Origin of the sequence: Chroococcidiopsis sp. CCALA 051, assembly GCF_003015105.1 — a bacterium.
Lineage (GTDB): Bacteria > Cyanobacteriota > Cyanobacteriia > Cyanobacteriales > Chroococcidiopsidaceae > Chroococcidiopsis > Chroococcidiopsis thermalis.
The window spans coordinates 1-12,069 of sequence record NZ_PYCI01000077.1 but is presented as its reverse complement, the minus strand read 5'-3'; the positions used below and the strand labels follow the sequence as shown (position 1 = coordinate 12,069).

The 12,069-nt window shown below is 42.3% G+C and carries 11 protein-coding genes; 9 read left to right on the top strand and 2 right to left on the bottom strand.

What is annotated here, in order from left to right; genetic code table 11:
- Positions 1-485: 485 nt before the first annotated feature.
- Positions 486-923, top strand: a complete 438-nt coding sequence (locus C7Y66_RS18490) for a hypothetical protein (RefSeq protein ID WP_106546721.1) — start codon at positions 486-488, stop codon at positions 921-923.
- A gap of 64 nt (positions 924-987) precedes the next feature.
- Here C7Y66_RS18490 and C7Y66_RS18485 read toward each other — a convergent pair whose 3' ends face one another.
- Both C7Y66_RS18485 and C7Y66_RS18480 read right to left on the bottom strand, forming a co-directional pair.
- The gene (locus C7Y66_RS18485) at positions 988-1,416 is read right to left on the bottom strand and encodes a thiol-disulfide oxidoreductase DCC family protein (RefSeq protein WP_106166813.1); all 429 of its coding nucleotides are present in this window, start codon (positions 1,414-1,416) and stop codon (positions 988-990) included.
- A 51-nt stretch (positions 1,417-1,467) separates the two neighbouring features.
- Entirely contained in the window at positions 1,468-1,920 is a 453-nt protein-coding gene (locus tag C7Y66_RS18480; RefSeq protein ID WP_106546712.1) for a clan AA aspartic protease, read from the bottom strand.
- A 252-nt stretch (positions 1,921-2,172) separates the two neighbouring features.
- Here C7Y66_RS18480 and C7Y66_RS18475 point away from each other — a divergent pair, with 252 nt between their 5' ends.
- The 8 genes from C7Y66_RS18475 (at position 2,173) to C7Y66_RS18435 (ending at position 11,932) form a co-directional block, all read left to right on the top strand.
- On the top strand, positions 2,173-3,780 hold the full coding sequence (locus tag C7Y66_RS18475; protein WP_106217255.1) for a VOC family protein: 1,608 nt from the start codon (positions 2,173-2,175) through the stop codon (positions 3,778-3,780).
- A gap of 99 nt (positions 3,781-3,879) precedes the next feature.
- A complete protein-coding gene (locus C7Y66_RS18470; protein WP_106546711.1) occupies positions 3,880-5,547 on the top strand; it encodes an FAD-dependent oxidoreductase in 1,668 nt (555 codons plus the stop codon).
- 124 nt (positions 5,548-5,671) lie between these two features.
- On the top strand, positions 5,672-5,899 hold the full coding sequence (locus C7Y66_RS18465; RefSeq protein ID WP_106546720.1) for a type II toxin-antitoxin system Phd/YefM family antitoxin: 228 nt from the start codon (positions 5,672-5,674) through the stop codon (positions 5,897-5,899).
- 273 nt (positions 5,900-6,172) lie between these two features.
- Positions 6,173-6,997, top strand: a complete 825-nt coding sequence (locus C7Y66_RS18455; protein ID WP_106546710.1) for a hypothetical protein — start codon at positions 6,173-6,175, stop codon at positions 6,995-6,997.
- A 48-nt stretch (positions 6,998-7,045) separates the two neighbouring features.
- Positions 7,046-8,437 carry an ATP-binding protein gene (locus C7Y66_RS18450; RefSeq protein WP_106546709.1) on the top strand — a complete coding sequence of 464 codons (1,392 nt, stop codon included), beginning with the start codon at positions 7,046-7,048 and terminating at the stop codon, positions 8,435-8,437.
- A gap of 84 nt (positions 8,438-8,521) precedes the next feature.
- Positions 8,522-9,331: an alpha/beta fold hydrolase gene (locus C7Y66_RS18445; protein WP_106546708.1), complete on the top strand. Its 810-nt coding sequence runs from the start codon at positions 8,522-8,524 to the stop codon at positions 9,329-9,331.
- A 36-nt stretch (positions 9,332-9,367) separates the two neighbouring features.
- On the top strand, positions 9,368-10,405 hold the full coding sequence (locus tag C7Y66_RS18440; RefSeq protein ID WP_106546707.1) for a serine hydrolase: 1,038 nt from the start codon (positions 9,368-9,370) through the stop codon (positions 10,403-10,405).
- A 102-nt stretch (positions 10,406-10,507) separates the two neighbouring features.
- Positions 10,508-11,932: an ATP-binding protein gene (locus tag C7Y66_RS18435; protein WP_106546706.1), complete on the top strand. Its 1,425-nt coding sequence runs from the start codon at positions 10,508-10,510 to the stop codon at positions 11,930-11,932.
- The last annotated feature ends 137 nt before the right edge of the window (positions 11,933-12,069 follow it).

Here is a 12,069-nt window from a genome sequence, read left to right as displayed (position 1 = left end):
TGACAGCAAACCGAATATCTCTAGCTCTAATACTATACTTAAGTAATTATCGTTAAACATAAACCTGTAGGTAGCTTAAATTACCTACGGGTTTTATAATTTTTGGTCATTGGTCATTAGTCACTAGTCATTTGCGACGTTAGCGCTTTACAGTCAAACGAATGATAGTTCCATAGTCGAAAAATACAATCTTCAAAAGATAGAAAATCAACCTTTTCATCGCAAATCCGCGCTAGAAATGTTGGTCTTCAACTAGATCGATCCTTATAGCAACCCCACACGCTCGAAACGTTATGGCGATCGCTAGTCATTTGTGAATCACAAATAACAAATGACTAATGACTAATGACAATTTTTGTATCACAAGTCACGCAAGTAAGCACTCAGGGAATTGTTAAAATTAGTTACCAATAGCAGCGAGCTTTCTAGAAATCTTGCTGCCCTCACTTCTCTCATCTATATTTCAATCTACAGGAGTGTTTCGCGTGAATGCAGCCGAGCAAGCGATTAATCTGGAGTTTACAAGTAAGATTGCTACGGTGGTGAATTTACTCAAAGCAGAGTTTCCTGAAATTAGAGCCGATCTCAAACCTTGGACGAACGATCCAGAAACACTAGAGTTAGTCGATCCTGACTCGGTTGATATTGGCTTTCATTTTCCTGGTTGGAGTAAATCGTTTCAGAGTCGCAGTATCCTAATCCAAATTCGGTTTTATCAAGATCCCATCAGCGATGTCCGGCGTTGCATCGGCGTGGAGGCTGCTGGATTCGATCATCGTGGCAAACAGTGGCAATTTTCTACGGTTGAGGAATGGCGTTGTGAAGGCGAAACAAAACCCAAAACAGAATCCAGCGACAAGTTAAAGCAGATTTGCCGCAAGATTATGGAAGTGTTTAATGGTCAAGGGAGCAGGGAGCAGTGAGCAGGGAGTAGTTATCAGCAACCAAGTGACCAGTTAAATTTGACTTGTGACTTGTCTTGCTCCCTCAATTCTCTTTCCCGACTCCCCCAGAAGCGCAGCCACAATCGGCGGCGTACACAGTTTTATATGTCGTGTCGCGTTTGCCAAATAGAGTGTAGCGGTTATCGCGGATTTGTTCGTAAGTGCGATCGCCCATCCATTTTAAGCCAGGTAGAGAACGGTAAGCATTGACAAATATTTCACCCATCGGTAATAGTCTGCCAATTTCTTCAGCGGCGGCTGTACCTTGCCAACGACGATTGGGAGTATTAGCATCAATTAAAATCATCCCGAGTTCGCAATCTTGAGATGTAATTCCTAACTGTTGCAAAGCAGTTTCATCTTGCATGGATATATAGCGAAATTTTTGTCCTTGGTCTAGTTTTTCTAATAATTGAACGAGAGTGGTACAGAGATTGCAATTGCCGTCAAAGATAACTATATATTGGTTCATGAGAATGGTAATTGGTAATTGGTTGACAGCTGACAGATAACTGATAACTGATTAGATCCGAAAAACAGGTTGGTCGGGATGAGCGGGATTGGGAATTAAACGCTGATTTTTACAATCTACGAGTAAATCTAATGTTTCTAATACAGTTTGACCAATTAAGACTTCATCCCCAGTTACTAACACTGCCTCGGTTGTCTCCCGTCCCATGATTTCGATAATTACAGGTTCAGTAAGTCCCACCATTTCCTCTCTACCATCAGCATATTTAGCAAGCTGCTGAGCGCGAACTTTTAAGCCCAGTTCTTGTACTATAGCTTGAGATACGACTGTACGAACTGCACCAGTGTCTACTAGTGCTTCAGTTTCACACACGCGCAACTGATTTGGATTAAGTAATCCTCGATTGACTAAGATTTCATCAACAGCATTTGTAAGCTTGACTGGTACTTGGACTGCTCCCATATGTTCGCTAGCTGCAACATCAATTCGATTGAAACTTACCATAATTCAATTGCCTCTCTCATAAAGACTTTACTTTTTGATTATTTTATGGTAGATACAGCAAAATATATTAGGCAGACAATTTAGACGAAAAACAAGGTATAAATTAAGTAATTTGCATGAGTCTGCGCTGTTCGATTTTAGTGGCGGAAATAACTAAATAGGTACTCTTAAGAGTTTGAAAACTATATAGAAAACTCAGAAACACAGTGTACGGGTTGGTCATAGTGTCCTCACAGCAAGCAGGGAAACGACATGAGCCAAGAAATCCTGGGAATTCACCATGTGACTGCGATCGCCTCAGACCCACAGAAAAATCTCAACTTCTACGCTGGTTTTTTGGGTCTGCGTCTAGTCAAAGTTACTGTCAATTTCGACGATCCTGAAACATACCATTTCTATTACGGCGATGAATTAGGACGACCTGGTACGATTATGACGTTTTTCGTCTGGTCTGATGCGCCCAAGGGTCGTCAAGGAACGGGACAAGCGACAATTGTATCCTTTGCCATTCCCCAAGCATCGTTGGGTTATTGGATCGAACGCTGTATTAAATATGGCATCCGCTACGAAAGTCCCGAAGAAAGGTTTGGTGAGTCTGTCTTGAGTTTTAAAGACCCAGATGGATTGATATTAGAACTAGTAGCCACAGCCAATCCTCAAGCTTCATCGCCTTGGTCTACTAACGGTATTCCCGCAGAACACGCAATCCGTGGAATTCATACAATCATGCTATGTGAGGATGGCTACGAACTGACGGCAAAGTTGCTGACAGAAACGATGGGGTGGAATTTTCAACAACAAGAAGGGAATATATTTCGCTACCAAATTGGGGTAGGAGGATCGGGAAAAATTGTCGATGTCAGGTGTGCGCCAGATTTTTGGAAAGGTGCGGTAGCGGTGGGGACAGTCCATCATATAGCGTGGCGGACTCGTAACGATGAGGAACAGGAAGCTTGGAGAAGCGCGATCGCCAAATTAGGATTTAACGTTACCCCAATCTTGGATCGTCAATATTTCCACTCAGTTTACTTTCAAGAACCAGGGGGAATTATTTTTGAATTAGCTACAGATGCCCCAGGTTTTACCGTTGATGAAGCACCAGCAGAACTGGGAACTCACCTGATGCTACCTCCTTGGCTGGAAAAGAAGCGGCAGCGAATCGAAGCAATTTTGCCATCACTATATTTACCGCAAACTGGTACTTCTCCCATTCGTAGCAGCAACCATCGCCCTCAAACTCAACTCGGATTTACTCACCGTTTTATCCCTGCTGCTGAGCCAAATATACCTTACACCTTACTACTGCTACATGGAACAGGAGGCGATGAAACCGATTTACTTTGGCTGGGGGAAGAATTAATCCCAGATGCAGGAATACTCAGCCCACGCGGTCAAGTTTTGGAAAATGGAATGCCGCGATTTTTCCGGCGCTTAGCTGAAGGGATATTCGATCTAGAAGACTTAAAATTCCGCACCCACGAACTTGCTAACTTTGTTGCCACTGCTGCTGACAGCTACGGATTTGAACCAGATCGAGTTGTTGCTGTAGGCTATTCCAATGGAGCAAATATTGCTGTCAGTATGTTGTTACTCCGTCCCTATACTTTGAGTGCAGCAGTATTATTCCGTCCGATGGTTCCCCTCGAACCGTCTCAATTACCCAGTCTTACTGGTATCCCCATATTTATTGCAGCCGGACGTAACGATTCTATCGTCAGTCCAGAGGAAACAGAACGATTAGTCAAAATATTGCAGACTGCTGGTGCTGATGTAACCCTCACTTGGCATCCTGGCGGACACGCCTTAAGTGGAGAAGACGTGCAAGCAGCTAAGCAATGGCTGTTGACAGTTATCAGTTAACGGTTATCAGTTATTAGTGGCTAGTGGCTGGTGACTAGAAAGATTCTGGTTCCACTAGCCACTAGCTACCAGCCACTCACCAACTACCAATTACCAATCATGACAACTAAGCCTGTCATTTTAACAGTTGACGACGATCCAGAAGTTTTGCAAGCGGTGGCACGGGACTTGCGACGTGAATATGGCGATCGCTTTCGCGTTTTGCGGGCGGAATCTGGGGCAGTTGCTTTAGAAGCGCTGCAACAGCTTAAACTGCGAAACGAGCCTGTAGCATTGTTTTTAGTAGACCAAAGAATGCCTCAAATGTCTGGGGTAGAGTTTCTGGAACAGGCGTTACAGATGTTTCCAGAGACGAAAAAGGCTTTACTTACGGCGTATGCAGATACGGATGCAGCAATCCGCGCTATCAATACTACGCGGATCGATTATTACTTGATGAAGCCTTGGGACCCGCCAGAGGAAAGGTTATATCCAGTATTGGACGATCTCCTCGATGATTGGTTATCGCAATTCCGTCCGCCTTTTGATGGGATTCGCGTAATTGGCAATCGCTGGTCGCCCCATTCTCACGAGATTAAAGATTTTCTCGCCCGCAACCAATTACCTTATCAATGGTTGGATATTGAATTGTCAGAGGAAGCGCAGGATTTAGTTAAATACGCCGACTGCGATAAATTAAATTTGCCGCTGGTGCTATTTTCCGATGGTTCTAGTTTACTCAAACCTTCGCCTTTGGAGGTTGCAGCCAAAATTGGGCTACAGACTCAAGCTGGAAAACCATTTTACGATCTGGCGATTGTAGGAGGAGGACCAGGAGGTTTAGCGGCTGCGGTTTATGGTGCTTCGGAAGGGTTGCACACGGTACTCATTGAACGGGAAGCCCCAGGCGGACAGGCGGGAACGAGTTCGCGGATTGAGAATTATTTGGGATTTCCTGTGGGTTTGAGTGGTGGCGATTTAGCGAGAAGGGCAGTCACCCAGGCTAGGCGTTTTGGTGTAGAGATCCTCAATCCCCAAGAAGTGCAGGGAATTCGCATAGAAGATCCCTATCGAATTATAACTCTCGCCGATGGCAGCGAAATTAGCTGTCATGCTTTAATTTTGGCGTTGGGCGTTTCGTGGCGACGGTTGAACGTCCCAGGAATGGATCGATTGACTGGGGCGGGTGTGTACTATGGTGCAGCGCAAACCGAAGCCCTAGCTTGTCAAGGGGAAGAAGTCTACATCGTTGGTGGTGCAAACTCTGCCGGACAGGGGGCGATGTATTTTTCTCGCTATGCCCACCACGTCACGATGTTAGTGCGGGGCGAGTCTCTTGCTAGTAGCATGTCGCAATACCTAATCGACCAAATTGCCGAGACACCAAATATTACAGTTAAGGTGCATTCTCAGGTGGTGGAGGTAAAAGGAGAGACAAATTTAGAGGCGATCGCCATTCAAAATACTCAAACAGGTGAAACTGAAGTCGTTCCGGCTAATTCCCTATTTATCTTCATTGGGGCTGTTCCCAGAACAGAATGGCTAGATGGAATTGTCGCACGCGACGATCGCGGTTTTGTTTTGACTGGAACAGATCTCAGCCAGAACGGACACCGCCCAAAAGGATGGACGTTAGATCGAGAACCTTTTTTATTAGAAACTAACGTACCTGGGATTTTTGCTGTGGGCGATGTACGTCACGGTTCCATTAAGCGCGTGGCTTCTAGCGTTGGTGAGGGATCGATTTGCGTCCAATTCATCCATCGGTATTTGAGTAATGTGTTGTAGGTGGTAATGGGTAATAGGGAAGTCAAAATTCAAAGGTTAAAAGTCAAAAGTCAAAATTACATTTGTAAGTAACAAATGACTAATGATCGATGACCAAAAAAGTAGAAATAGAGAGGTTGTAGCTATGCGACAAGTCAATCTTGTTGAAGTATCTCAACAATTATCAGAATTAATTGAAGCTGCAATGCGTGGGGAAGAAGTCATTATTACAAAAGACGAACAGCTACTAATTCAACTCACGCCGCTATTGGCAACTCAACGTCGCCGTCAGCCAGAAAGCGCTAAAGGCTTAGTAATAATATCCGATGATTTTGATGAACCTCTAGAAGATTTTAAGGATTACATGTCATGAGGTTCTTGCTAGTTACTCATACATTTATTTGATACGTGGCAAATGAAGGACAACTAACCACCTCAGTTTTGGAGATCGTTAATGATGCAAATAATGATATTTTGTTGAGTGTAGCTAGCCTTGGGTAAGCTGTAGTTGCATCCTTACGTCTTCACCATCGCTATCCGTTCGATCGCCTGTTAATCTCACAAGTAATTGTAGAGCAATTACCAATATTAAGTATCGATTCTGCTTTCGATGCCGATCCAATGCAAAGACTTTGGTAATAAGTGGATGAAACAAGAAGAAAAAGGAGATTCTGAGCTATTCTATGCTTTCTTCTCTCTAATTAAACCTCGTAAAAGCACTTCTTCTAAAGATGAGTGGCAATCTCATGTTTTACCTCATAGTGCAATTGCAGAACTAGCGCCGAATCTATGGCACGTTACTGGTATTTTACCAAGTTCTACTATGGTTCCACGTGAAATGGTGGTTTATAAATTGCCAGACTCTAGTTTACTAATTCACAGCGCGATCGCACTCAACGAAGTGGGAATGTCACAGCTTGAGTCTTTAGGCGTACCTAAAATTTTAATAGTACCCAACCGCATTCATAGGCTAGATGCTGGCGTATACAAACAGCGATATCCACAACTTACAATTGTTTGTCCCGCCGCTGCAAAACCATATGTTGAAGAAGTCGTAGCTGTAGATGGAATTGCAGAAGAAGTATTACCAAAATATGACATTATCTGTCACGAACCTGCTGGTATTCGTCCGCAGGAACTCGTTTATGAATTACCATTACCTACAGGAAAAGCATTAATATTTACAGATATTTTATTTAATTTAAATAAGTTATATTTACAACAAAACTCACCCAAAGGACAGTTTACATTTCAATGGTTGGGAGCAAGTGCTATTGGGGCAAATGGATTTTTTGGTATGACTTTTTTAGGCAGGCAATTTTTTCTACGCGATCGCCATGCTTATCGTCAATGGTTAGAAACATTAGCTGATAGTATACACGACTTACAAGTTATTTCCGTTGCCCACGGTAGCCCTATTATCGCTAACTGTAATCAGCGATTACGGGAAGCAGCAGCACGTTTATCGTAGCGTCTCAGCCATCAATTACCAATTACCAATTACCAATTACCAATTGAAATGACAGCTACTAAATTATCCCTACAACAAGTACCAATTTTTGCTCATTTAGATGAGAAGCAATTGCAGTGTTTAAATCAACTCGGTACGGAAATTCAACTCGATGCGGGTACGCAAATTGCCAAACAAGGAGATCCGCCAGATGGATTTTATATCATTTTAGAAGGAGTTACAGAATGGACGCGAACTGTAGACGGACAAGCAGCACATGCCGTCAATTTAGGTTCTGGGGAAGTATTTGCAGAATTAATTTTACTGCTAGACGAACCCTATCCTACTAGCGGACGTGCCTTGACTCCCGTTACACTTTATAAACTCAATCCAGAAGCTTTTTGGCAGATGTTGGAAATCTGCCCTCAAGTATGGCGTAGTATTTTAAAAATTGCCACGCAGCGATCGCAACTCCACGAATCTGTCACCCAGCAACAAGCAAAATTAATTTCTCTTGGTACTTTATCGGCTGGATTAGCACATGAATTAAATAATCCGGCGGCGGCGGTGAAAAGAAATGTCCAGAATTTAGATGAAATTTTACAGCAATTACCCGCTTTAGCATTGCAGATGCACCAGCAACCTTTAGATAAGGCACAAATCGATTTTTTGGGCGAATTATATAAACAAGCGATCGCAACTGCAAAAACTTGTTCTCGTCGCGATCCAATTGCTCAAAGTGAAGCTGAAGATGAGATAACTGATTGGTTAGACGGTCGCAATGTCAAAGAAAGTTGGAAACTTGCCCCTACACTAGTTAACGCTGGAATTACCACAGAAAAATTAGATGAAATTACAGCTCATATTACACCTGAATGTTTGAGTAGCGTACTGCGCTGGTTGGAAGCAACAGTCACGGGAAGCGGATTATTACATGAATTGCTACAAAGTTCGGGACGAATTGGTGAATTAGTTAAAGCGATGAAAGAATATTCTTTTATGGATCGCGCCCCCATACAAGAGGTGGATATCCATGAGGGAATTAACACCACGTTAACGATTCTCAAATACAAATTGAAACAAGGTGTATCAGTACATAAAGAGTATGGCAGTTTACCTAAGATTAGTGCTTATGGGAGTCAATTAAATCAAGTTTGGACGAATTTAATTGATAATGCGATCGATGCTACGGGTGGTAAAGGGCAGATTTGGATTAGGACTAGTCAAGAAGGCGATCGCGTTTTGGTAGAAATTGTTGATAATGGGATCGGAATTAAACCAGAAATTCAATCGCGGATTTTCGAGCAGTTTTTTACTACAAAAGAAGTTGGTAAAGGAACGGGTTTAGGTTTAGATATTGTTCGTAGAATTATTGTCGGACAGCATAAGGGTGATATTCGATTTGAAACAAAGCCAGGAGAGACAAAGTTTCAAGTTAGGCTGCCGATAAATTTGAATTAAAATGTCGCGCAAAGACGCAAAGGCGCAAAGATGGGAAGGTATTTTGCTATTTAAGGAAGAATTAAGAGTGAGAAGGAGAAAAAAATGCCTTCTATTAAGGTTGGCAATATTAATATGTACTATGAGGTACATGGAGATGGAGAACCTTTAGTTTTAATTCAAGGCTTGAGTTTGGATAGTAGTGCCTGGGTAAATCAGGTTTCTGTATTTTCTCAAAGGTATAAAGTTATTGTTTTTGATAATCGCGGTGTAGGACAATCTGATTCTCCTGACTTACCTTATACTACTGAAATGATGGCTGACGATACGGTAGGATTGTTGAGAGTTTTAAATATTAAAAATGCCCATGTTTTAGGTTTTTCAATGGGTGGAATGATTGCTCAGCAAATTGCTTTAAAATATCCAGAACTAGTTAAGAGCCTGATTTTGGTAACGACAGGTGCTAAGTTTCCAGCTAGAGCTAAATATTTGACTAAATTATGGTTAAAAATGCTTGAGGAACAGGTTTCTACAGAAACGCGATTGCAAGAAATTTGTTTATGGGTTTTTACAGATGAATTTTTTGAAGACGAAGCAAGAGTTACAGCAGCAGTAAATTTAGGGTTAAATAATCCTCACCCTCAACAGAATTATGGTTTTGCTGGACAAGTTGCTGCTCTTTTACAACACGATACACGAGATAAGATCGATCGAATTTTAGTTCCTACTTTGGTACTTATCGGTAAAGACGAAATTTTCATTTCTTTAAAATTTTCTGAAGAGTTAGCGACACATATTCCTAATTCAGAATTAGTTGTATTGGAGCAAGGGAGTCATAATTATTGGCTGGAATTTCCAGAACCTTTTAACCAAACGGTAATGCAATTTATGGCTAAACTAACAGCAAGTAAGTAGTTCGATATTCTTATTAAACCAAACTACGATCTCAGAATGATTGACGATTATATTGAGGCTTTGAGAATAAATCATTCTATTCCAGGTTTATCAATTACAGTAGTAAAAGATGGTATTCCCTTGCTAGTGAAAGGCTATGGATTAGCTAACGTGGAATTGTCTGTACCAGCAACGGAAACTTCTGTTTATGAGCTAGCATCAATTGGCAAAACTTTTACTGCTACTGCCACGATGATGTTAGTAGAACAAAATAAAATTAGTCTGGATGACAGTATCGCCGACTATTTAGATAATCCCCCCTTAGCATGGCAGCCAGTAACTTTAAAACATATTCTCTGTCATCAATCTGGTATTCCCAGTTACACATCTGTTGCTGAGTATTGGCAAAAAACTCGCCTCGATATTTCTAGACAGGAAATTCTTGCTTTAGTATCTGAACTACCATTGATATTTTCACCAGGAGAATATTGGTCTTATGACAATACAGGTTACTACTTACTCGGTTTTATGTTGGAAAAAGTCAGTGGTAAACCTTATGAAGTCTTGCTGAAAGAATTAATCTTTACCCCACTAGAAATGACTGCAACAGTAATGAACGATCCAGCAAAAATTATCAAAGATCGGGTTGCTGGCTATTGTTTAGAAAATAACACGCTCCAGAATAAAGAATACTATAGTCCATCAAATACTTATTCTGCTGGCGGTTGGGTGTCATCTGTGACAGATATGGTGAAATGGGAAGCTGCACTTTGTAGTGAAAAAATTCTCAAAAGATCTACCTTACAGCAGATGTGGCGATCGCATGAATCTAAGTTAGGAAACGAGCGCGAAAAGTACGGTTTTACCAATGGGCTAGGATGGCATATACCCAACTACTCAGATAAACTAGTTGTCGGTCACAATGGCTCAATCAAAGGATTTGCTACCAATATAACGCGCTATATTGATGACAAAGTTACAGTTATTTTGCTGTGTAACTTAGAAAATATTGAAAGACCAGATGCGATCGCCAAGTCTATAGCCGAACAATTTATTCCTCATCTTGCCGAAATACCTCTACAACCACCACTCTAAATTAAATCTACGATAAAAACTCAATATTTATCTGCATTCGTCCGCGTTCAAAATTGCTAAAAAATTCTATTTTGACTTTTGACTTTTAATTTTTGACTTACCATGACTAATACTCAAAACCCTCCTCGCCAGCAACTCAATATCAAAGACGCACTCCGTCAAGTACCGTTATTTGTCAAATTACCAGAAACAGAATTGCAGTGGTTGTGCGATCGCGGACAAGAAGTATGGCGAGAACCAGGAGAAGTTCACCGTCAAGAAGGAGATCCAGCCGATTGCGTATTTATCCTACTAGAAGGAGAAATTCGGATTACCCAGCAAGTCGGGAACCAGCAACTCGTTTTAGCTACCTACGACACACAAACCCTATTTGGCGAATTACCCGTATTAATGGGACAAGATACCTATTGGGCGAGTGGAATTGCGATTAAGCGATCGCGTATTTTTGAATTACCGAAAGACGCATTTTGGCGCTTACTATCTACTTGTTCCTGCGTTACTGCCTCCATTCTCAGCACGATGGCACAGCGAATGCAAACGGTACAAACAATAGCACAGCAACGAGAAAAATTAGCTGCTTTAGGAACGTTAGCCGCTGGACTCGCCCATGAAATGAATAATCCCGCCGCCGCCGTCAGACGCAGTGTCAAACACTTACACGAACTTTGGCAAGATATACCCTGCTTCACTTTAAAGCTGAAGCAGCAGATGACAAACGAACAACTCGGCTTTTTGATTGATATGCAGTGCGAGGCAGTGCAACGGGCGCAAAATATATCTACTCTCGATCCACTGACACAAAGCGATCGCGAGGATGAAATAGCTGAGTGGCTGACAACCTATCATGTAGAAAATAGTTGGCAACTCGCCCCCATTTTAGTTGGAACTGGGTTAGATTCAACTTGGCTAGAAAGCATCGCCCAGAAAATACCTACCGATGCCCTATCTGGGGCGATCGCTTGGTTAGCTGCATCCCTTACAGGTGTTGGGGCAATTGAAGAGATCGATCGCTGTGCCGATCGCATTTCTCAGTTAGTACAGGCAATTAAAGATTACTCTTACATGGATCGCGCCCCTCTACAAGACGTAGACGTACATCAAGGGCTAGAAAGCACTGTGACAATTTTAAGTCACAAACTCAAAGGTGGCGTGACTGTAATCCGCAACTACGATCGCAACTTGCCGCGAATTGTCGGTTATGGTGGGGCATTGAATCAAGTGTGGACGAACCTCATTGATAATGCGATCGATGCCATGCAAGGACAGGGTAAGATTTGGCTGCGGACTTGGCAAGAACACGACCATATAGTAGTCGAGATCGCCGACAACGGATCGGGCATTCCTGCCAATATTCAACCCCGTATTTTCGAGCCATTTTTTACCACTAAAGGTGTAGGACAAGGCACGGGTTTGGGTTTGGATGTCACGTATCGGATTATTGTGGGCAAGCATCACGGCGACATCAATTTTACGTCAAAGCCTGGAGACACCTGTTTTCGGGTACGTTTACCGATCGCAACTTCATAATTCCCTACGCCAAAACAAAAGCCCCCCGATCAAACAAGTCAAAAGTCAAAAGTTAAAAGTCAAAACAAAAGCCCCCAATTTATCGGGGGGTTGGGGGGATCTCAACAAAAGCCCCCCAATTTATCGGGGGGTTGGGT